This window comes from Chitinophaga silvatica (assembly GCF_003419895.1).
GTDB lineage: Bacteria > Bacteroidota > Bacteroidia > Chitinophagales > Chitinophagaceae > Chitinophaga > Chitinophaga silvatica.
Genome location: NZ_QPMM01000013.1, coordinates 213,856 through 237,082 on the forward strand (window position 1 = coordinate 213,856; position 23,227 = coordinate 237,082).

At 40.3% G+C, this 23,227-nt stretch carries 13 protein-coding genes; 8 read left to right on the forward strand and 5 right to left on the reverse strand.

Going from position 1 to position 23,227, the window contains the following annotated elements:
• Positions 1-137: 137 nt before the first annotated feature.
• Positions 138-6,263 (reverse strand): fibronectin type III domain-containing protein, encoded by a 6,126-nt coding sequence (locus DVR12_RS23315; protein ID WP_116978216.1) that lies wholly within the window; start codon positions 6,261-6,263, stop codon positions 138-140.
• 280 nt (positions 6,264-6,543) lie between these two features.
• Positions 6,544-7,743: a glycosyltransferase family 2 protein gene (locus DVR12_RS23320; protein ID WP_116978217.1), complete on the reverse strand. Its 1,200-nt coding sequence runs from the start codon at positions 7,741-7,743 to the stop codon at positions 6,544-6,546.
• 403 nt (positions 7,744-8,146) lie between these two features.
• Between DVR12_RS23320 and DVR12_RS23325 the strand changes: the two genes are divergently transcribed.
• Genes DVR12_RS23325 through DVR12_RS23355 form a run of 7 tightly spaced genes read left to right on the forward strand, consistent with a single transcriptional unit; the run spans position 8,147 to position 15,639 of the window.
• Entirely contained in the window at positions 8,147-8,536 is a 390-nt protein-coding gene (locus tag DVR12_RS23325; RefSeq protein ID WP_116978218.1) for a response regulator, read from the forward strand.
• 36 nt (positions 8,537-8,572) lie between these two features.
• Positions 8,573-9,721: a sugar transferase gene (locus DVR12_RS23330; protein WP_233522451.1), complete on the forward strand. Its 1,149-nt coding sequence runs from the start codon at positions 8,573-8,575 to the stop codon at positions 9,719-9,721.
• Positions 9,721-10,929 carry a glycosyltransferase gene (locus tag DVR12_RS23335; protein ID WP_116978219.1) on the forward strand — a complete coding sequence of 403 codons (1,209 nt, stop codon included), beginning with the start codon at positions 9,721-9,723 and terminating at the stop codon, positions 10,927-10,929. Before DVR12_RS23330 ends, DVR12_RS23335 begins: the two co-directional genes overlap by 1 nt.
• The gene (locus tag DVR12_RS23340) at positions 10,913-11,833 is read left to right on the forward strand and encodes a glycosyltransferase family 2 protein (RefSeq protein WP_116978220.1); all 921 of its coding nucleotides are present in this window, start codon (positions 10,913-10,915) and stop codon (positions 11,831-11,833) included. The genes DVR12_RS23335 and DVR12_RS23340 overlap by 17 nt, the downstream gene beginning before the upstream one ends.
• Positions 11,821-13,722: an asparagine synthase (glutamine-hydrolyzing) gene (gene asnB / locus DVR12_RS23345; RefSeq protein WP_116978221.1), complete on the forward strand. Its 1,902-nt coding sequence runs from the start codon at positions 11,821-11,823 to the stop codon at positions 13,720-13,722. The genes DVR12_RS23340 and asnB overlap by 13 nt, the downstream gene beginning before the upstream one ends.
• A 3-nt stretch (positions 13,723-13,725) precedes the next feature.
• Positions 13,726-14,853 (forward strand): glycosyltransferase family 4 protein, encoded by a 1,128-nt coding sequence (locus DVR12_RS23350; protein WP_116978222.1) that lies wholly within the window; start codon positions 13,726-13,728, stop codon positions 14,851-14,853.
• A gap of 15 nt (positions 14,854-14,868) precedes the next feature.
• On the forward strand, positions 14,869-15,639 hold the full coding sequence (locus DVR12_RS23355) for a class I SAM-dependent methyltransferase (RefSeq protein WP_116978223.1): 771 nt from the start codon (positions 14,869-14,871) through the stop codon (positions 15,637-15,639).
• A 77-nt stretch (positions 15,640-15,716) separates the two neighbouring features.
• Here the strand turns inward: DVR12_RS23355 and DVR12_RS23360 are convergent, their stop codons facing one another.
• On the reverse strand, positions 15,717-17,069 hold the full coding sequence (locus DVR12_RS23360; protein WP_116978224.1) for a lipopolysaccharide biosynthesis protein: 1,353 nt from the start codon (positions 17,067-17,069) through the stop codon (positions 15,717-15,719).
• Positions 17,070-17,362: 293 nt separating this feature from the next.
• On the opposite strand from DVR12_RS23360, the gene DVR12_RS23365 reads away from it, so the two are divergent.
• Complete coding sequence (locus DVR12_RS23365) at positions 17,363-21,268, forward strand: PKD domain-containing protein (protein WP_116978225.1); 3,906 nt, start codon at positions 17,363-17,365, stop codon at positions 21,266-21,268.
• A 2-nt stretch (positions 21,269-21,270) separates the two neighbouring features.
• Here DVR12_RS23365 and DVR12_RS23370 read toward each other — a convergent pair whose 3' ends face one another.
• Together DVR12_RS23370 and DVR12_RS23375 are read right to left on the reverse strand one after the other, a co-directional pair.
• Positions 21,271-21,885: an acyltransferase gene (locus DVR12_RS23370; RefSeq protein ID WP_116978226.1), complete on the reverse strand. Its 615-nt coding sequence runs from the start codon at positions 21,883-21,885 to the stop codon at positions 21,271-21,273.
• Positions 21,886-21,890: 5 nt separating this feature from the next.
• Positions 21,891-23,105: a glycosyltransferase gene (locus DVR12_RS23375; protein WP_116978227.1), complete on the reverse strand. Its 1,215-nt coding sequence runs from the start codon at positions 23,103-23,105 to the stop codon at positions 21,891-21,893.
• Positions 23,106-23,227: the final 122 nt, after the last annotated feature.

A 23,227-nucleotide genomic window follows, 5' to 3' on the forward strand; every position in this document is an offset into this window, starting at 1 on the left:
AAAGGTAGTTGTTTCAGTTCAACTAGCTTTTTTTTTTAAGCGAACGGCGAATTTTTTTTGGTAATCGTTTAGGTTTTACCCGTAAAAAAAAGGTGATTGTTTGCACAACCACCTTTTTTAGAATTTGAAAGCTTTATTTACAGCTTCATTAATTTAATTGTTTGTGTTTCACCCTTGTTGGTAGTTACACGCAAGAGATAAATACCAGGTTCCTTAATGTTACCGGAAGTATTGAATCTCTGTTGAGATCTACCAGCAGGAACTCTTCTCATCTCACTGTAAAGTTTTCTACCGGTCAGGTCCACGATTTCGAATAGCATACCCGAAACTTCGTGTGGTAGAGATACATCTACAGCCAGGGTATTGGTAAATGGATTAGGATAAACATTTAACTCCAGCTTAGCTGTTGCTTCCACTTTAGTAGCATTGGCTGTAGCAGGGGCTACCACCATAGACTGCTGTGTACCGCCTAATTTAGCCAGGTTGCTTGAGCTATTGTCCTGAATATCAATTTCCATTGCATTCAGATAACCTACCTGACCACCTGGAGGAATGCTTAGCGTAAAGGCAATTTCACCGTTTGCATCTGCTGTTAATCCTGCAAAATCAGCTGTATTTGAAGTGTTGTTTTGAGCGTATAATGTTTTAGACACTCCATTTACGGTAAACTGAGTGCTGCCATTATCTGGCTGAGGTGCCCACCATTTACTGTTAGACAGGAATTTCAGGGTGTAGGTAGCATTTGGACTTAATCCGTATAGATGTCCGTGCATTACTGATACACCTGAGAAGAATCCTGGTAATGATCCGAAGTATAAGTATTCGCTTAATACAACGTCAGGGTATACACCACTGTTATTGCCTGTAGTGGCACCTTCTATACCAGCTGCCCACCACCAAACTTCATCAAATCTGAAGCCTATGCTGGTAGATTGGCCAGCGTCATTTTTCAGGTTTGCAGTTGGGCCTGTGATATTATTCCAAGGAGCCGGCGCTGTTTGATTGAGTTTGAAGTTCAGCAATATTTTAGAAGAACCACCACTTCCGGCAGGTTGAGTAACTGTCAGATTGAAGGTAGTAGTATCGGCAGCACCATATGAATCCCGTACTATGATACGAAGATTATTATAGGTACCACTGTTACTGGTGGTAGGACTAATAACTAATGATCTGCTGGAACCGCTGGTTGTTAATGTTACAAAAGAAGGCAGATTTGAAGTAGTAAATGTGATTGGATCTCCATCCGGATCACTTGCCACTACCGGTATAGTCAGGGTACTTCCTGCTTCTACAGTCTGATCTGCAATTTTTGTAATGGTCGGAGGATTATTTGGATGAGAAGTAGAACTACCTGCCACCAATTCCAACGCATTCAGGTAACCAACCTGGCCTCCTGGAGGAATGCTTAATGTAAAGACAATTTCTCCATTTGCATCAGGAACCAAACCAGAGAATACTACCAGGTTTGATGTATTGTTTTGTGCGTATAAAGTTTGTGACACTCCATTAATAGTGAACTGGGTACTACCATTATCTGGTTGAGGAGCCCACCATTTACTGTTAGATAAGAATTTAACTGAATAAGTCTTAGTTCTATCCAAACCGGATAAGTGACCTGTCATTACCGGTGCTCCGCTAAAGAAGCCAGACAATGATCCGAAGTAGAGATACTGACTCAATACCACATCCGGATAAACTCCACTGTTGTTACCGGTTGTAGCACCTTCAATACCAGCTGCCCACCAGTTTTGGTCGAATTTCAAACCAATACTGGTTGTTTGTCCGGCCTCATTTTTCAGATTGGTAGTGTTGGTACCTGTAATATTATTCCATGGTGCCGGTGCAGGATTATTCAGATGGAAGTTCAATAGCACTCTGTAACCGCTTGTATCAGCTCCCTGACTGGTAACAGTAAGGCTGAATTTAGCAGTATCGCTGTTTCCATGATTATCTGTAGCTATAACTCCTATGTTGTTGTATTGGCCAGCCTGACTGGTAGTTGGCTGAACAAGGAGGTAAGGCGATCCATTACCCTGAACTACTGTTACGAATGAAGGAAGTTGATATCCTGAATAAGTAATCGGATCATTTTCAGGATCAGTTGCACTGAATTGAATATGTAAGGTATCACCAGCTTTTACAGTTTTATTAGCAATTGGTGACATCACCGGAGGCAGATTAACAGGATTGGTGGTTGTATCATTCGCACCACCTGCATCTACTTCCAATGCATTCAGGTAACCAACTTGTCCGCCAGTCGGAAGACTCATGGTAAATTTAATTTGACCGGTAGAATCGGCTTTAATGTTTTCAAACACAGCAAGATTTGATGTATTATTCTGAACATTAAGCGATTTTGTTACACCATTGATAGTGTATTGAGTAGAACCGTTATCAGGTGATGGAGCCCACCATTTACTGCTACCGAAGAATTTAACGGTATAAGTACGGTTTGTTTCCAATCCACTGATTCGACCTGTCATAGAAGTTGGACCACTGAAGAATCCTGGTAATGATCCAAAATACAGGTACTGGCTCATCACCACATCCGGATATACTCCGGTGTTATTACCTGTAGTAGCACCTTCAACACCAGCTGCCCACCACCATACTTCGTCGAACTTCAATGAAGCACCAGTAGTTTGGCCGTTATCATCCTTCAGGTTGTTGGTTGTAGTACCTGAGATATTATTCCAAGGAGCCGGAGCCGGACTGTTTAATTGGAAATTCAGGAATAATTTATAGTTCGGAGTAGGCTTATCTACTACTGTAAGTACGAAACTACGAGTATCGGTACCTCCACGGTTGTCAACAGCTTTCACTGTAATGGAATAAGTACCGGCATCTGCATATCCTGGTTTCAGGGTAATTAAACAGGTATCATTCAGGCTCTGTAAAGTGGCGAAGGAAGGCAATTGTAAAGCTGTCCAGGTAAATGTATCACCTGCATTGAGATCCTTTAGACTAAGTTTAACAACTTTAGTCGTTCCTTCGTCAACACTCACTGCCGGAATTGAATCAATAACAGGAGGATAATTGTCGTTTACGACTACAGTAAAGAATGCAGTATCTGCACCACTGTTGGTATCCGTAACAATTACACCTGTATTGAATGTACCTTGTTGGTTTACGCCAGGAGCCAATACAATAGAAGTAATACCATTACTTTGTTGTACGGTTATAAATCCTGGATTATTGTAAATACTGTAACTCAGTGAATCGTTATCCGGATCACTTGCGTTGATGCGGATGCTCTGAGAAGTACCATATCTGATAGTTAAATTACTGATACTGTCGATAACCGGTGGGTTATTCAGTGATTTAGCACTAACTGCTTTTGTAAAGGCAGAATAACCACCCTCACCAACGGCTCTTACTTTATACCATGCAACGGTATTTGCTGCCAGTGTAGAGTCGTTAATAGTACCAGATCCGGAAACGCCAGGACCAGTAGATTTCAGGAAGCTGAAGTGCAGACTGTCGGTTAATGAACGGTGTACTTCAAATCCTGTTTCATTTGTAGAGTTATCGGCCCATGTAACCTTCACAACAGTTGTGGAAAGTGCCTGTGTTACAGGAGTTCCGGGAGCTGCAGGAGGAGTAGGTTTGGCCGAGGTAGTAGCATTAGCGGTACTGGTAAATGCAGATTCACCAAATTGACCTATAGCCCGTATTTTATAATAGTAGGCAGTTGAGGCATTAAGGGCAGTATCTGTATAAGCAGTAACGTTAGCAGCTGTAGTGGCAACAATATTGAATGTGCCATTGCTGCTGGTACTTCTGTAGATTTCAAACCCTGTTTCGTTGTTACTGTTGTCTGTCCAGGTAAGATTTAGCTTGCTGTAATTATTTACAGTAACCTTGAGGGCAGAAGGAGCAGTAGGAGCACTACCTGTTACCGTGTTAGGATCAACGAATGCTTCAGCCGGGATCAGCTGGCGGGTAGTTATACCTGCCTGAGTGCTGGACCAGTATACTTCCATTACAGCATCACCGCCTGCCTGGAAGAAGGTAACAGTGATTGGATAAACTCCTGCGGCAACATTAGTTACAGTTCCTGAAGCAAAGGTTGCACCATGTAATCCGTCGTTACTAACCGTGGCAGTAGCAGAGTTGCTATATGTTTTATTGAAATACAGCTTACTACCATCATCTGAATTGGTTTCAAATTTATATGTACCGGTTACAGGGATCTTAATATAGCCTGTCCACATTACTGCATAATTTACAGTAGTTGTAGACGGAACTACAGAAAGGTCCGGTGTATAGGCTTTACCTGTTAGTACCGGAGTAAGCGTAGTAAAGTTTGGCAGATTGCTCCAGCTTCCATTGTATATTTTGTAATCGAGGTTTGCTTTCTTGGTTCTGATGGTTACCTGATTACTTGGAGTTGAAGTTTTGCCAGAAACATCTTTTGCTTTTACGTAGAAGTTGTACAATGTACCATCGGTAAGGTTAGTAACGGTTCCGGTAAGAACGTTTCCAACCGATAATACAAGCACATTGTTTGCATAGATATCGTATCCTGCAATACCTGCATCATCTGTAGCAGCTTGCCAGGTTAATACTGCCTGGTTGTTGGTGTAACTGGCTACAGCTACTGATGGAGGTGCTGTTGGCGGTAAGGAATCGAAATCTGTTTTGCCTTGAACTACAGCGGATACAGGACCTGCTGCATTATCATTTACAGGCCTGATTTTATAATAATAAGCGGTATTTGGAATGAGGCCATTGTCGTTATATGTAACTACGTTAGCGTTATTCTTACCAATCAGGGTAAATGGACCACTGGCCTGGGTTGCGCGATAAACTTCAAAGTATTTTTCGCTGTAAGCCTGGCTACTGTTTTTAACCCAGCTTAAATTTATTTGAGTTTTGTTAAAGCTGCTTACAACGAGGCCGCTGATTGCATCCGGACCATTAATACCTGTACTGTTAACAATACGGAAAGTATCTGAATAGCTGCCAACACAATATCCAGTTGCAATAGCTCTTGCAACATATGCACCTGGTGTAGAAGTAGTGAGTGTATTGGTAGTACTTAGTACACCTGAGGTTCCTGCACGCAGCCACTCATAGGAACTCATTCCGGCAGGGATCTGAAGCGTTAGGCTTGTTCTTCCGTCTGGTGCCGGTAATACGTTACTGGCGAGGGTAGGGGAGGTTGTGATAACAGGAGTAGGGCTGGCAGGTTTGTATGCCAGGGTAAGAGGTGTAGGAGACCAACCTGTCCATCCACTAGGTAATAAAGCACGTACACGGTAGCTACCCGGTGATGTAACAACGATCGAATTTGCTGTTCCATTGGCGATTGTTACCTGATCCTTTTGCCATTCATACTGCTGAAATCCGGGTGCAATACCTATTGTAACCGATTCTCCGGCACAGAAGGTAGTGTTTCCAAAAAGGGCATATGGATTTAGTCTGTTTGCCCTTAACATAAACGGTGTGAAGTCGGGCTCATTCCAGGCATCCAACCAGGTATTATGCTCGTCATTGGGGTAGGTAGTTAGTTTGATATTACCCCCGGCAGCCTGAATAGTAGAAACAACTGTATTAGTTGTATAAGGGGCAGGGTTACCGTCTTTTCCACCCTGAAACAACCATATTGGAGTGAATTTATAGTTATTGATCGAGTTCTGGTAATCCAGTGAAATGGCGCTCATTGGTAATGCTCCTGCAGTTAATTGCGGGTAGCGGATAGCAAACTCCCAGGTTCCCCATCCACCGGCAGAAAGACCGTTTAGAAGTAATCTGTCAGGATCTCCTTTGGCATTGGTAACAATTGAGTCGATTACTGACTTGAGATTATCATAGTCATTGGTGCCCCAATAACCACTTTGGCTTTGTGGATATAATAAGAAGCCATCAAAGGTACCATCATCCACACGCTGCATCCAGGTTTGACCTCCCCACAGCAGGTGGAACTCATTGTCGTAAGTGGTTCCGGCTTCACCTACTCCATGAAAGAATAGATAAATCGGATATTTCTTTCCATCATTTGCTCCCTGAACATAAGATTTAGGGAACTTCAGACGGAAAGCCATGTTCTTATAAATATAACACTTGTAGGAGTCGGTGTTATATCCCATTCTCACTGTTCTTACCCACTTCGTGATTTTATCGAAGACAGGGGAGGCAGGAGGATTAGCCGGATCATATGTAATGACCGGATCATTGGAGTTGAGGGCTGACTGTGCATGTGTTGGGATATAGCACCAGACCAGCAACAATAGCATTAAAAAGCGTAAAGTTCGAATCATGGAATATGTATTAAGCCTGTCCCGGTTCGGGACAATAACGAAATAATGATACCTTTCCGGATAACCAGAAGGTCTGTTCTCAGGAGATGGAAAAAATTAATACTTAGCTAAGCATTTAAGCTTCAGCTTAGTGAAGATTGTTCGAGGATAAGGCTAAATTATATTTCAGTAGTATTCGACTGCGAAAATAGGGAACCTAAATAATTTTTTTTAATGTTTTTCGCAAACGGTTTCTTTTGGCTGGTAAACGTAACTTTTAAGAAGATAACTGTTTTTTTGATTAAGAAACAGCTACACTTCTTTTGGAACGCTCCCAGGCAGCCGATTGTTTTTTCCTGAAAAATTTAAAGCTTCCCGCAAATACTGCAAAGTTCATAAACACAAAATAGAAGGGTATATAAAGGTATTTGACTTTCGTTTCCCGAATTGCCAGCAAGTAACCCATTAATGCTGCAGTGTAAAAGCATAACTGCAAGATTCCTGTAATTAAGAGCACTTGATAAAATGAAGATTCAGGAGAGGCTATAATAAGGAATAGCATATTACTTATTATAGCAAGTAATAGCCCGAGTGGGGCGAGTGTCCATCTCAATACCCTGTGAGAAACATATTGCCAGGTAATTTTGGGATATTTAAAGGGGTTTAAGAGGGGGAGAAGGCGCGACATTGACTGATAACCTCCTGCCGCAATCCTTACTTTTCTTTTATATTCTTCCGGTAAAGAGGCTGATGCAGTTTCCTGTGCATAGGCTGCTGGTTCATATAATACTCTATATCCTTTCATATTCATATTAAAGGAGAGCATAAAATCATCCAGGATGGTATCTGTTGGCAAAGGATCATAAACGGAGGTACGAACAGCGATCAATTCGCCAGCTGCACCCATTACACTATAAAGTTCGGCGTCCCATTTCTTTAGCAAGGATTCGTACTTCCAATACATCCCTTCACCTTGGGATTCGGCCCCCCCCGTTGTACTAATTACCTTTTTTTCGCCGGCAACAGCGCCGGTGTCAGGATACCGAAAATGTGACATCAGTAATATTGCAGCGTCAGAGTTTAGTATTGTATTGGCATCTGATAAAACGACAAAGGGCGTTTGCACATAACTCATTGCCCTGTTGATCGCAGCGGTTTTGCCAGCACGCTGAGGCTCATATAATAATGTTATCTGTGGGTATAACCTGATAAGTTCGTTTGTCCGGTCGGTTGAGCCATCTGTAATGAATATATAATGAATGAGCTCTTTGGGGTAATGTAGCGACAGAGTATTCTTGATCTTTTCTTCAATGAAGTCCTCTTCATTATATGCAGCAACCAGAAACGTTACTTCAGGTAGATAAGGAACCTGGACGTCTGTAGTTTTGCCATACAACAGTCGTTTTATCCTGATTGCAATGTATAACAGCAAAGGATATACAGCATAGTGATATGCTACAACAGAGATACTTAAAATGCAGATGACAGCTAGTAGTAACATGAGGAGAACATTTGGATTTCAATCATTTGGGAAACAAAAGTAGGTAATTTGATTAGAAGCAATAACAATTATGTATCAAAAATTTGGATTTAGAGATTTATTCAAAGGACAATCGACCGTTTACTGTAAAAATTCTAACACTTACCAGAAAAAAGCACTCGTTTACCAAAAAAGAATTTCAGATTTCCAGAATTGAATACTTTTGTGAGCGTAATGATTGAATGATTAATATTTGATCTTACAATACTTAGAAGGAACCGTTTTAATTATCCTACCATATATCCTCTATAAAAACCGCCTGGTTCTTTCTGTAATTAATTTGAGACCACATCCAATTTAAAGCCTTCGGGAAAAAGCATAGTTAATTTATGCGCGACCCATTAACAGTTTTAAATGAAGGTAAATGAAAAAGACAATTTTATTAGTAGATGATAGTATGCCTATGCTTTTCTTACTGGAAGCGGTTTTAGGAAAAGAATATGCGATTGTGACAGCGCAGGACGGACTGGTTGCGATGTCTTGGTTAATGAACGGAAATAAGCCGGATCTGATTATCTCTGATCTTCAGATGCCCAATATTGATGGATGGGAGCTGTTGAATTATATCTCTGGTAGCTATCTGTTTCAGGATACACCGGTGATTGTTTTGTCTGGTTATTATAAAGATACAACCAGCGATCTTGAACTGAAACATCCGAATGTACGGGAAGTAATACAGAAGCCATTTGACCCTACGCAATTGCTTCAGAAAATAGGATACATTCTCAACAGAGAAATGTCTATTTCCGCCTAAGTTAGGCAGCATTGCTTTTTTGTAAAATACCTGATTATGAACACCTTTACACCTGATCTACTGAAGAATGAATGCATTCAGGGAATTTCTGCGAGCAAAATTACCCTGAATAACCCCAATCGTGAGAAGTCGATATTGTTCGTTGGTGCACCTAAACCGGAACAGAAAATATCTGATAAGGGATTTAGATGTATCTATGTCAAGCAATTGCAGGATGTTAAAAAAACGCTCAGTTTCTTAATGGAAACTGATAATAATCTGCCTGTAGCTGTTGTGTGCTATTATGCAAAAGGAATAGAAAGTGCTTTGAAGGAATATTGGATGAATGTTGGTAATTATCATCCGATGGCCGGCGTACCTTTCTTTGTTTTTACAGATGGTGAAGTATTGGAGGATCCACATTCCTTCAGGGCAACATTCAAATTTGTTGATGATATCATCACTGCAGATGCATGGAATCATCTGGAAGCAAAGATTGCTACCATTAACAAATTCAAAAAGATCTGCACGTTTCCTACTTACCAGCAAAGGGAAGTGGCGGCACCCAGATATACCCGTCACTTTGTGAGCAATTTCCTGAAGCGCTCGCTGGACCTTACTGTAGCCCCATTAATCCTCCTTGCATTAAGTCCTTTAATGCTACTAATTGCCTTATTGATTCGCCTCGAATCCAAAGGACCAATTTTTTATGCTGCAACAAGGGCAGGACGTAATTACAAAATTTTTAAATTCTACAAATTCAGAACAATGGTCGCAAATGCCGACAAAAAGCTGAAGGAACTTCAGCACCTGAATATGTATGAAGATAAAAAAGACGGTCCTGTTTTCTTTAAAGTTTCTAATGATCCAAGGATCACTAAACTCGGAAAATTTCTCCGCAATACAAGTTTGGACGAACTCCCGCAATTATTAAATGTTATTAAAGGCGATATGTCACTCGTTGGTAACAGACCGCTTCCATTATACGAGGCTACTTCTCTGACTACCGATAGCTACGCCGAACGCTTTTTAGCCCCGGCAGGTATCACAGGCCTTTGGCAGGTTAAGAAAAGAGGAAATAAAGAAATGTCTGTTGAAGAACGCATTGAGCTTGATATTTCATATGCCCATCAACGATCTTTCCGATATGATATGTGGCTGATAATTAATACGCCGAAAGCGCTCGTTCAAAAAGACAATGTATAATGTTATTTATTATAGAATTAATAATTTTCGGATACCTGGCGGCGTGTGTAACTTATAACCTTGTGCTGGCTGTAGCAGGAAAGCTTTTCAAACGTAGTAAACTAACTGATGAAGTAGCTAAACAATATGGTAAAGTTGCCATATTAATCCCCGCTTACAAAGAAGATGAGGTTATTGTATCTACAGTGCTCAGTTATAAAAAATTAAATTATCCTGCTGATAAATATGAGGTGATTGTAATTGCAGATTCATTGCAACAAGAAACCATCAATACTTTATCAGAGATGGATGCAAGGGTATTGGAAGTATCATTTGAAAAGAGTACGAAAGCTAAATCCCTGAATGTTGCGTTCGGAAAATTAGGGGATGATTTTGATATGGTACTAATAAGTGATGCAGATAATGTGCTGGCTCCGGATTTTCTTACAAAAGCAAACTTGCTCTATCAAAAGGGGCATTGGGCTATTCAGGGGCAACGTGTTGCAAAAAATCTCGATACCCCGTTTGCTATATTGGATGCTGCCAACGAAATTATAGCGAATCATATTTATCGGAAAGGTGCCAATGCATTAGGATTATCTTCTTCCGTAATTGGTTCTGGTATGGTTTTCCATTATCCACTAATTAAAGAAGTACTGCAGGAAATTCAGGCAACAGGTGGATTTGATAAGGTGCTGCAACTACTGATTGTGGAAAGAGGTATCAGTATTAAATATCTGGAAGACGCGTATATCTACGATGAAAAGATTTCTCATTCCGCTGTATTTGAAAACCAGCGTAAGAGATGGGTTTCAAGCCAGATCGTTTATCTACGTACTTACTGGACCAAAGGTTGGAAAGCATTATTCCGTGGTAAACTTAATTATTTTAATCTTTCTGTTTGCCAGAATGCCTTAATGCCAAGAATGCTATTGTTGTTTAGCCTAACTATTTTAACATTAGCTGCTTTCCTGCTTCAACAATTTCTCCATTTTTCCTGGTGGTGGATGCTAGGTTTATTTATCGCAAACGGGCTTACCCTGTTGATTCCTATTCCAGCTAAGTTTTACTCCAACTACCTGCTCACGGCGCTGGTGGCATTACCCAAAGCCATGCTAATAATGGTGAAGCTAATGTTCCGCCTGAAAGGTGCAGATAAAACATTTATTCATACTAAACATACCCAAACCGGTATAAATAACCCGTTGTTACATGCACCTGGAGAATAAAATACAGCCCCTGGTTTCTATTATAACAGTTAATTACAACAATGAGGTGGTAACAGCTGAGCTCATGGCTTCCTTGAAAAAAAACAGCTATACCAATCTCGAAGTAATTGTTGTTGATAATGCCTCTGCAACAGATCCTGCCAGTCTTGTTCTAAAAGAATATGAAGACGCGAAAATTATTTATAGTGAGAAAAATTTAGGATTCGCAGGCGGAAATAACTTAGGTTTGAAACAGGCAAAAGGTGAGTATATTTTCCTGGTGAATAATGATACCGAATTTACAGATGGGCTTATTGAAGGTTTACTGGAAGTTTTTTACGCACATCCGGACGCAGGTTTGGTAAGCCCTAAATTTCATTACTTTTTTCATAAGGGAACCATAGAGTATGCAGGCTACCAGGCTGTTGATCCTATCACGGGCAGAAACGGAATGGTTGGTTGCAGGGAAAAGGATGAAGGGCAATACGATAACCTGATGGTAACGCACTATGCACATGGTGGTGGAATGATGACTTCCGCAGCTGCCCTCCGCGATGTTGGGCTGATGCCGGAAGTTTACTTTCTGTACTATGAAGAGTTCGACTGGTGCGAACAATTTAAAAAGAAAGGGTATAAGGTCTATTATCAACCTAAATCATTGATCTACCATAAAGAGTCGATGACTACAGGAAAAAACAGCCCTTTAAAAACATATTACATTACGAGAAATCGTCTTCTCTTTATGCGCCGTAATGTAGCACCTTTTTCAAGAACACTTTTTCTCGGATACTTTATATTTCTCACTATCCCCAAAAATACTTTACAATTTCTTGTGAAGAAAGAAGGGGTACATATGAAGGCTTTCTGGCGTGGCATTTACTGGAATATTAAGAATTTTAAAACGGATAACATATGTGTGGGATAGCAGGGTTTATTGACTTTTCTAAACAATCGGATCATCAGATATTAATAAAGATGACCGATGCAATGATACATCGTGGTCCGAACGACGCTGGTTATGAAGTTTTTGAGCAGGATACTGCAATGATCGGATTAGGACAAAGACGTTTATCTATTCTCGATTTAAGTGCATCTGGTCATCAACCGATGCATTATGAAAATTATACTATCATTTTCAATGGTGAAATCTATAATTTCAGGGAAATCAGAGAAGAGCTAAGAATGCTTGGCTATACCTTTAATTCTGATGGCGATACTGAAGTGCTGCTAAAAGGATATGCCGCGTGGAAGGAAAATGTATTGAGCAAATGTATAGGCATGTTTGCTTTTGTGATTTACGACAGACTGAAAAATGAGGTGATACTTTTCAGAGATCGTGCAGGCGTTAAACCCTTATATTATTATTGGCATAAACAACAACTGTTTTTTGCTTCTGAGCTTAAGGGAATTATGGCCCATCCATCTTTTCCAAAAGAAATTGATCCCGATAGCTTATCGCTTTTCCTCCAATATAGTTATATACCCGGGCCATTTACAATTTTTCAAAATACCCGTAAGCTGGCACCCGGACATTTATTAAGAGTTAAACTTACAAATGGGGAAGTATCAGAATCTGCCTACTGGAATGTTTTAAGATCTTACCAGCAGGAAATAACCGAATTACCAGAGTCTGAAATAATAGATTATACTGCTTCCTTACTTCATAGTGCCTATAACTATCGGATGGTTTCAGATGTACCGGTAGGTGTATTCCTCAGTGGAGGCTATGATAGTACCAGCGTTGCTGCTATATTGCAGTCCGATAGCACAAGTAAGATTAAAACCTTTACAATTGGTTATAAGGAACAGGCCTGGGATGAATCGGCGGAAGCAAGAAAAATCGCTGACTATCTGGGTACCGAACATTTCGAATGGATCGTAGGCCCTGAAGAGGCGAGAGGGGTACTGGAACATCTACCCGAAATCTATGACGAACCATTCGCTGATAATTCTACTGTTCCAACAACATTGGTAAGTCAGTTTGCCGCTAAAGAAGTAAAGGTTGTATTATCGGCTGATGGAGGGGATGAATTATTTGCAGGATATAATAAGTTCAATCAATCTTTAAAATATACTAACAGCTTCCCACGAATAATACAACGTTCATTAAGTGGTATGATGTCGTTGGTTGATCCTGAAAATATTCCATACTTCAACAAGCAATATAATTTCTCTTCAAGATACGAAAAGATGAAGTTGATATGGGCAAGCGGAAAACCTCAGCAAGCCCTGAAATATATTAGTCAATACCTGACAGAATCTGAAGTTGGTCATTATACCGGAGTTGGAAAAAGTGCCTACCAGACAAATTTCGATCTGAATGGAGAATTGAACAGAATTAGTGATCCATTAAACAGGTTATTGGCAGTTGACTATAAAACTTTTCTGGTAGATAATAACCTGGTAAAAGTTGACAGGGCAACCATGTCTGTAAGTATTGAAGGCAGGGAACCAATGTTAGACCACCGCTTAGTTGAGTTTCTGGCGCAGGTTCCTTCTTCCCTTAAAATGAAGGGGGGTGTCAACAAATATATTCTTAAGGAGATAGTGCATAGGTATGTACCTAAAAAATTAATGGAAAGACCCAAACGGCCTTTTATCGCTCCATTACAAGTCTGGTTCAAAGATGAGTTAAAAGAGCAAATGCAATATTATCTGACAGGTTCGAGGCTGGCAAAATCGGGTTTCTTTAATGTACCGCATGTAGAGAAGCTCTTGGCACACTACCTGGCTGGCGGTAAAGTAAGCCACCAGAAATTATGGAATATGCTGGTATTTCAGCTTTGGTATAGCCGCTGGATCGAAAAACTATAGTACATGACACAGAAAAGGAAAATACGTGTATTGGAAACTATCCGTCAGGGAAAAATTGGCGGAGGGGAAAGCCATGTACTGGATCTGGTAGCAACACTTAATAAAGAAGAATTTGAACCTGTAGTGTTATCTTTTACGGATGGTCCGATGATCACTGCATTGGAAGCTATGAATATACCTGTAACGGTTATTCAAAGTGAAAAGCCATTCGATTTAAGGGTTTGGAAAGCAGTTAAGCGTTTTATTGCAGCAGAAAATATAGATATTGTTCACGTGCATGGAACAAGGGCCAATACTAATGTATTGTGGGCAGCCCGCAGTCTTGGTCTTCCAATCGTTTATACTGTTCACGGTTGGTCTTTTCATGAAGGACTGCACCCAATTTCCAGAAGATTGCGTATAGCAGCAGAGAAATTTATTACCCGGAAAGCCAATATAAATATCTGTGTTTCTGCAGCCAATCAGCATACCGGAACGCTTGCCCTGGGTAAATTTAATAGCATTGTTATCAGGAATGGAATCAACCTGCAGAAATTTAATGCAGATGCTTCGTACCCTGATTTAAGAGCCTATTTTAATATCCCGGCAAATAAAGTAGTTGTATGCTTTATCGCTCGCATGACATACCAGAAAGATCCTATAACAATGGTAAAAGCCTTTGCTAAGGCCTCTTTAGCTGCACCACAGTTACATTTGATTATGGTTGGCGATGGAGAGTTGAAAGAGGAGGCTATGAAAGAAGCAGTATCTAACGGAGTTCAGGATAAGATTACCTTTGCCGGATTCAGGCAAGATGTGCCAGCCTTGTTAAATGCAGCTGATATTTATTGCCTGCCTTCTTTATGGGAAGGGTTTCCTATAGGCGTTTTAGAAGCTATGGCAATGGGGAAAGCCGTAGTGGCCTCCGACGTAGATGGAACCAAAGAAGCTGTAAGTCACAATGAAAACGGTGTACTGGTTCAGGCACAAAATATAAGTAGTATTGCTGCAGCTTTAGTTGCTCTGGCCACAGACCAAAGCCGTAGAAATTCTCTCCAGCAGGAGGCCAGGAAAACAGTATTGCAACGCTTCAATGTTACTAAAATGACAAACGAAGTGGAGAAAGTTTACCATCAATTACATAAACACTAACCGATTACACATTATATGACAACAACCGCAATTACCTACGGCTACGATCGTATAACCGATATAAAAAGATTGAATTTTATTACAGATAGTTTGAAACAGCATATTCCTGATGGAGGAAGAGTATTGGATGTGGGATGTGGAAATGGTGTGATAAGCCGACATCTCGGACAATTCGGTTACCAGGTGCTTGGAATAGATATCAGTGAAAAAACAATTGCAGCTGCCAATAAAGCAAATACGCATGCTAATGTGAAGTTTGCAGCAATAAGTGCAGAGGATTTAACAGCTCAGGGAGAAACTTATGATGCTGTAATCTGCAGCGAAGTATTGGAACACCTGGATCAACCGGCCCTATTACTGAATACTATTCATGCTTCTCTAAAGGATGACGGATTACTTATTGTAACTGTTCCGAATGGAAATGGCCCACGCGAACTATGTGTTACCAGACCCATGCTAAAGGCCAGAAATAATCCTGCAGTCTGGAATGGAATCAATAAAGTGAAAAAAGTGCTTGGTTTTAAAGGTACTACGGCTCAATCGCAAGCTGATAACCTCGACCATGTACAGTTTTTTACAAGAAATGACCTGAGAATCCTCGCAAAGAACAGCTCTTTTGAAATTATCAGATTTGCGAAAACAAATTTCGTTGAGGATGTATTCCCATTTTCTATTCTCACCCGCAGAATAAAGTTCTTACAAACCCTGGATTGCCAGGTTGCTGAAATCTTACCGTATGGTTGTACGGGAGGGTTCAACACCTTGTGGCGTAAGTCAGGTAAATAATTTTTAATTCCAGGTGTATAGTAAGGTGACTTTCAGGAGTAAGTCACCTTTTTTATTTTAATAAATCCATGCAGCGATTATGATTGATTGGATTTAAAGCGTACTCCAATTCCTTTTGCTTTATTGAGTAATTGTTTGCATTCCTGCCACCCCAACTGCCAGATATTGCTGGTATGTAAATCCGGTAAATATCTCTTTAACAGGAAATATCCAAGAACAACTGCAAATATCAGATTGAGAGAGGAAGCAATGGCTACTGATTTAATATCTGCAAACATCCAAACCAATGATATGTCTAAAATAACATTTAAGCAAAGCCTCAACAGATTCTTATAGAAATTAATATTAGGCTTGTTGATCATGTCGAGCGTTACACCAATAAACCTGTCGATTGGGTACAGAATTGCAGAAACCAGAAAGATGATTATAATTCCTTGCGCAGAAAGGTATGAACTTGAGGCCAGCAGTTTAACCAGCGGATTAATAAATAGTAAAAGGAAGATGATAAATGGAAGAATTAAAATTGTAACAGTGCCGGTATATTTAGAAAATGCTTTTGCCACATTTTTCCAATTACCTCTGTTGGCTTCCTCCGAAAGTGTTGGCTGTGCAGTGGCTACAAAGCTTCTCAGTATTATTTCAATCACTTCCATAAACTTCTGAGGAATACTGTAAACTGCAACCGCAGCAGGACTAATCATTGTTCTTAATACAAGGTTATCTGAATAGTTCAGTAATGCAGAAGATAACATACTCCCAACAATCGACTGGCCATATTTAAATATCTCCTTCATCTTGGCAGTATTGCGGTGTTTTAGGGTATGAAGGGCCGTCCACCTGAAAAACATACAATAAATGCTGGTAAGCAATAAAGAAATTGCATAGGCATAGACAACTGTATGCAGGTTGAGTTGCTGTAGCAGATATAATACGATAAGTAGAATCAGATATGATCCATTTTGCATGACCCGAACCTGAACTATTTTATCGAACCGCTGGTTGGCTTGTAAAAGCCAGGTAGTCATATTAAATGGAAGAGATAAAAGCGTCATAATCCCCAGGGAGCCAAGGAAAAAGTGCCAGGTGGGGCTAAACAGGTTTCCGGAAAAGGCAAAGAGAATGGTACTCAATATGATATATGTACCGGTAAGTAGGAGTGCTACATACCATGCAGCGCCGGTTACCTGATTATAATTATCGGTATCGGTTCCTGCACAAAACCTGATTATTCCTGATTGTAGCAGTGCCGTACGTATCTGATCAAGTATATTATAAGTTGCGAGAAACAAAACCCATTCACCAAAGGCAACTGGTAATAGTATTCTAACAAGCAATGCAAAGGATAATACATTGAAAAATGCCATTACTACATTTCCCATTAAGGAATGTAAATGCCTGTTCTTTAAAATTGCAGATATATTAAAACCCATGAATTTCTATATTGATTATCATGGTTTTTGATAGGAGAAGGTTAAAAAATGTTGGCTAAATATGGTGTAAAGGTAATAATTTTTTTTTCTTGTAGAGACATTAAAATTAGCCCTGGCAAATGAATACGAATTGAAAATTTTTATACTTTATAAAATGTAACCATATATGTTATGTAAATTTTATATATGTTGGTAAATTTTTATTTTCTTTGCAAAGACAACTCAATTGTTTTGAATGAAACCCGAAGGTGTATGAGAGGAACTTTAAAAAACTTTGTAACCATATTGTTCGCATGAATAACCGTTTTTTTCCTAAAGGTATTCACCCATTGAATACCTGTTCATGGTTTGTATTGGTTGTCATACTTGTTGGATGGTGCAATTTGGCTATCGGACAAACTTTTACAGCCAAATCGTTTAATGAAGCCTCAATGAGTAATATCAAAGGATATTACGAATATTTACCGGCAAATTATAATCCTGCAGATGGAAAGAAGTACCCACTAATTATATTTTTCCATGGAAATGGTGAATTAGCCAGTACCTCACCGCTTAGTAGTGTTTTAAGAAATGGGCTTCCTCAAAAAATCAATGACGGACTATTCCCCAAGTCCTTTACTGTTAATAATCAGGAATTTTCTTTTATAGTAGCCTGCCCCCAATTCAATACCTGGCCAGGATCTGCAGATGCAACCAAGTTTAAAGACTGGTTAGTCTCTAAATATAATGTTGACGTAAATCGTATATACATCACCGGGCTTAGTATGGGTGGTGGTGAAACATGGGGAGCATTGTGTGAAAATGGTGGTTCTAAAGCATTTGCTGCAGCAGTAACCGTATGTGGTTATTACCCTCCAACCCCTGAATTGGCGCAGATTGTAGCTACAAACAAAACACCTGTCTGGGCACTCCATAATAAAACCGACCCGAATTCCGACCCTAACTGGTCTATCAATTGGGTAAAATATATTAATAGCAGTAACCCGGCTCCGGTAGTTCCAGCCAAACTAACCATCTTTAACAAAGATGGACACGATGCATGGTCTCAGGCCTATGATCCTTTGTACAAGGAAAATGGAATGAACATCTATGAATGGATGTTGCAGTATTCGCTCGGAGGAACCTCTAATCCGCCCGCCAACACCGGTGGTAAAAGAATTGTTGTTCCAATGTCTAACAGCTCCAATGGAAGGGCTGAGATATATTACCCCGATGCGATGACGACTTTTAAAGTCCAGCCAGGTGATACTTTATGTATTGCAGCCGGAGAGTACGAATCTGTATACCTGGGCAATTTAACCGGAACACCAGAAAAACCTATCGTAATAACGAATTGTGGCGGACTGGTAAAATTAGGGGTAAGAAATCAGACAACTGCTGCGGTTTTTAATGCACCAACCTGCCGATACATTGAAATCAGTGGGAGTGGAGATAAAAATTATGAATACGGCTTTGACATCAATGGTACCAATATCAATGGCCTGAAAATCTTTGGAATAACCTTCGGACTGGGAAGTTCGGATTTTGATGTTCACCATCTATATATTCATGACGGTAACATTTTATTGCAGGCCAAAACATTGCAAACCTGTGCTCGTCCCGAATTTCTGGAAGGCTCATTTGTAATGAAGAATGTAAAGATCCATAATCTGAAGTGTAGAAATTCAGAAGGTGAAGGTTTTTATATTGGAAATACCCATTATTTCTGGAATGATGGTGCCTGCACCAATCTAAGGTCACATTGGATTGAAAACCTCTGGGTTTACAATAACGATCTCGAAAATATTGGAGCCGATGGTATTCAGATTGCCATGGCTAAAAACGGAGATAACAGAGTATTCAATAATCGCCTTGTAAATTATGGAACTACAAAGAATGAAGCGCAGGGGTATGGTATCCTCCTGGGTTCAGGCTGTAGCATGAAAGTCTATAATAACTTTGTAAAAACAGGCTTCATGCCTGGTATTACAGTTTTTGGCTCCGGTGTAAATGATGTATTTAATAACGTTATCTCTGATATTTATACTGAAGGAATTAATGTGGCCGACAAGATACCGGCAAATACAACGCCAGACCTGTTTCCACCACCAACTGCCAACATTTATAATAATACCATTGTAGGTACAGATGGGGGCAAGGATGCAATGAAAGTTTATGCTTATCAAACTACCATAGGGCATCAGGTATATAATAACCTCATGATCCAAAACGGAACCCCGTACGATTATCCAGGTACCGGAATGTATATTAAAGGTGCTGAACCCATCAAACTTACTGCAAGTAATAATCTTTGTTATTCCACCGCTCAGGCGGCAGGAGTAGTGGATTCTGCTTCCGCAAACTTTAGATTGCTTGCTACTTCTCCTGCCTTAAATGCAGGTAGAGATATGTCAGACTTTAACCTCAAAACCGACTTTGACGGAACTGCCAGACCCCAGCAAAATATTTATGATGTGGGTGCTTTTGAAGGAATTTCCAATTCTCAACCCCAGCCACCTGTAGCCAATGCAGGCAGCAACATCACAATAACGTTACCAACTTCCTCGGTTACACTTAATGGTAATGCTTCCACACCAGCACCGGGTAGCAGTATCAGTAAATATAACTGGGTGAAAACCAGCGGCCCATCTTCCGGTACTATTACCACGGCAACTGCCGCAACTACCACCGTAACCGGACTAACCGCCGGAACCTACGTTTATACGCTCACCGTTACCGATAAAAACGGATTGACAAGTAGTGCTTCTGTAACAGTAATTGTAAATGAAGCGCTCAAGGCTCCTGTAGCTAATGCAGGCAGCAACATCACAATAACGTTACCAACTTCCTCGGTTACACTTAATGGTAGTGCTTCCACACCAGCACCAGGTAGCAGTATCAGTAAATATAACTGGGTGAAAACCAGCGGCCCATCTTCCGGTACTATTACAACGGCTACTGCTGCAACTACCACCGTAACCGGATTAACCGCCGGAACCTACGTTTATACGCTCACCGTTACCGATAAAAACGGATTGACCAACAGTGCTTCTGTAACAGTAATTGTAAATGAAGCGCTCAAAGCACCTGTGGCTAATGCAGGAAACAACGTTACCATAACGCTTCCTGAGTCTACCATTACACTGGATGCAAGTGCTTCCACACCAGCACCAGGTAGCAGTATCGATAAGGTGAACTGGATAAAAGTAAGTGGGCCTTCAGCTGGTACAATTACTTCTCCTGCTGCCACCCAAACAACAGTAACAAGTCTGACAATTGCAGGAACATACGTATTTCAGGTTACTGTAACAGATAAGAATGGACTTAGTGCCTCTGCAACTGTTAACATTACAGTAAACCCTGCCAATATTCCTCCTGTAGCAAATGCAGGTAACGATCAGACAATTGTTCTGCCAACCAACACAACAGTGCTGGATGGTAGCTTGTCTACAGATGCTGATGGCAGAATCGTTAGCTGGTCCTGGACTAAAACCAGTGGCCCGGCAGGTGGACTCATTTCAACTCCGGGTTTACCGGCAACGGAGATCAGGCAATTACAGGAAGGAATATATGTCTTTACCTTAAGTGTGAAGGATGATAAAGGTGCAACTGCTACAGCAACAGTAAAAGTAACGGTTCTTCCAGCTTCAACTAATCCTCCGGACCAGCCACCTGTGGCTGCAACCAGAGGAGATAAAACTATTCAGTTGCCTGAAAATGTAGTATTTGCTGATGGTAGCCTCTCTTACGATTTAAAGAATACAATCGTGAATTATGAATGGGCACAGCTATCTGGGCCGGCAACAGCGGTTATTACTTCACAGGGGCAATCTCAGACCTATCTGACAGGATTGAAAGAAGGAGTTTATCAATTCAAATTGACAGTCACCAATGATTTGCAGCTGACAGGAATTACCACTTTTACGGTTACTGTGCTGCCTCCGGTAGTTGACCATGTAGGAGATACGGTGATATTATTTCCAAACCCGGCTACAACGCTTCTACGATTGAAAGTAGGAAGATCAGGAAGTGAAATTCTGAACCTGTTCATATATGATATCTATGGAAGAAGAGTGTATCAGAATGTATATAGCAATGCAGGTTCCTTCCAGATTGAATTACCAATTACGAATCTGCCAAAAGGAATGTATTTTATTGAATTACTTGATAATAGTAAACGCTTCTATTGGAAAGGAAGGTTTATAAAAGCAGCAGAATGATATTAAATTCTTTCCCATAAGCCGGTTGCAGCGTTATAGTGTTTAATTGGTTTTGCAGGATTTCCTCCTACAATAGTATAGGGAGGAACATCCTTCGTTACCACGCTGCCACCGGCAACTACTGCATGTTTACCAATTTTGACTCCCGCAGTAATTACACTGTTGGCCCCAATCCAGCAATCATCTTCCACAATAATAGTACCTACAGTACATGGCTGTAATGCTATTGGAACTTCGGGATCCTGATAACCATGATTTAATCCTGAGAGTACAATGTTCTGAGCCAGGATAACATTGTTTCCAATGGTTACCGGGCCTATCACCACATTGCCAATACCAATTCTGGTATTATCACCTATTATTACCGGCCCCATACCATTATTTATTGTCGCAAAGTCTTCGATGGTTGAATATTTTCCCAGTTGGAAAGGCTGAAATGGTAAGACATCCATCCTGGTTCTCCTTCGAATAAGGGAACCTTTCTTCGTTTGATGAACAAACGGATTTACAAAAAGCTTTACCCAGGTTCTTGGTCTTGCCTGGCCTTTTGGCATCATGAGGTATAACATGAATGCCTTTATTTTAGGATGTTGACTAAGTTTTTCTTTTAAGCTCATACTAATTAAGTAGTTGTATGTTTTGCCTCGTATTGCAGGATGGCCTGATAAATTGCTTTTACTGAATTCTCCCAGGTATGGGTGGCAGCAAAACGAATTCTTTGCTCATGCTTATCATTGTTATCTTCATCGAGTGCCTTTTGAATCATTGCAATATATTCTTCAGCGTTAGTAGCAAGATAAACATGATCCTTAAACATTTCCATTGTAACCGTATGAGTGGCAACCACAGGTTTTCCCATCGCTAAATACTCATCAATCTTTAAAGGATAATTCCCTATAGTAACCTGATTTACAATCTGTGGATTAATACAAACATCAAACGACTGAATATAAGCCGGTAATTCATCTAAGCTTTTGCTTCCGGTAAAATGAACGTTCGGTAAAGAATGAAGCCGGGATTGTTTGAAATCCTCATCTTCAGGTCCAACTAATACCAACTGCCAGGAAGGACATTTCACGGCAATAGTTTCCAGTAACTGAATATTGAGCCTCAGTGATTTTAACGCCCCCACATATCCTATAACTGGTTGCTGGTTGGTAGGTACATCTACTGGGCGGGGATAATTGATTGCTGGATTAAAATGCTGAATATCACATCCCTGACCCACGTAATGGCTGTTTTCGTTGTACTTCTTCAACATTTCAGCAAGAAATGCAGAGTTTGCAACTGCTGCGTCGGCTTTGGCTATGTGCTTAGGTTCTAATGTACGCCCGTGTTTATTCCAGTATGGCACGCCTAACAAGTAATCCCTGCTGTAATAAACATAAGCAGAAGGGCGGAGATAATCTTTTAAATATAAGGCCCTGAAAATATCATTATCATTAAATACGATAACATCTTTGAATCCTAATTCGGTAATGGCGCGTTGAATACTTTTGGCAAACCGGCGATTATTTACCTTATTAAACCAGTCGAAAACACCGGTAAAAGGTATCCAGTTTAATGATTCAAGAATGGTATCCGGATAATAATTCCAGAAGTTTGGAGAGATCTCAACAACAGCCGGCTGTTTACCCGACATCGTATCAAGATGGTATTGAATATTGGAATCGTTTTTTTCCTGATGAATGGTTCGGCGATCTAACGGAGCATTAACATACAACACCCTGTTATGGCGTGCAAACTCTATCGCTATATTTTTACAATTGCTGCCAATGGATGTATACCATTGCTGCAAACCTATAACAACAATATCCCTATTCTGTATTAATGGCACAGTGATTCGGTAGTTTAGCAATAAAATGTAAAGATTAAATCCAGAGTGGTTTGACGCGGGGATGGTTAATTTTCATTGCAATATTAAAGAAAATAAATAATAAATTAAAGTTATTCACTAAT

What these genes read in the sequence shown, in the direction of transcription:
- DVR12_RS23315 (WP_116978216.1), bottom strand. Translation starts at nt 6,263, where the DNA reads ATGATTCGAACTTTACGCTTTTTAATGCTATTGTTGCTGGTCTGGTGC.
- DVR12_RS23320 (WP_116978217.1), bottom strand. Translation starts at nt 7,743, where the DNA reads ATGTTACTACTAGCTGTCATCTGCATTTTAAGTATCTCTGTTGTAGCA.
- DVR12_RS23325 (WP_116978218.1), top strand. Translation starts at nt 8,147, where the DNA reads ATGAAAAAGACAATTTTATTAGTAGATGATAGTATGCCTATGCTTTTC.
- DVR12_RS23330 (WP_233522451.1), top strand. Translation starts at nt 8,573, where the DNA reads ATGAACACCTTTACACCTGATCTACTGAAGAATGAATGCATTCAGGGA.
- DVR12_RS23335 (WP_116978219.1), top strand. Translation starts at nt 9,721, where the DNA reads ATGTTATTTATTATAGAATTAATAATTTTCGGATACCTGGCGGCGTGT.
- DVR12_RS23340 (WP_116978220.1), top strand. Translation starts at nt 10,913, where the DNA reads ATGCACCTGGAGAATAAAATACAGCCCCTGGTTTCTATTATAACAGTT.
- asnB (WP_116978221.1), top strand. Translation starts at nt 11,821, where the DNA reads ATGTGTGGGATAGCAGGGTTTATTGACTTTTCTAAACAATCGGATCAT.
- DVR12_RS23350 (WP_116978222.1), top strand. Translation starts at nt 13,726, where the DNA reads ATGACACAGAAAAGGAAAATACGTGTATTGGAAACTATCCGTCAGGGA.
- DVR12_RS23355 (WP_116978223.1), top strand. Translation starts at nt 14,869, where the DNA reads ATGACAACAACCGCAATTACCTACGGCTACGATCGTATAACCGATATA.
- DVR12_RS23360 (WP_116978224.1), bottom strand. Translation starts at nt 17,069, where the DNA reads ATGGGTTTTAATATATCTGCAATTTTAAAGAACAGGCATTTACATTCC.
- DVR12_RS23365 (WP_116978225.1), top strand. Translation starts at nt 17,363, where the DNA reads ATGAATAACCGTTTTTTTCCTAAAGGTATTCACCCATTGAATACCTGT.
- DVR12_RS23370 (WP_116978226.1), bottom strand. Translation starts at nt 21,885, where the DNA reads ATGAGCTTAAAAGAAAAACTTAGTCAACATCCTAAAATAAAGGCATTC.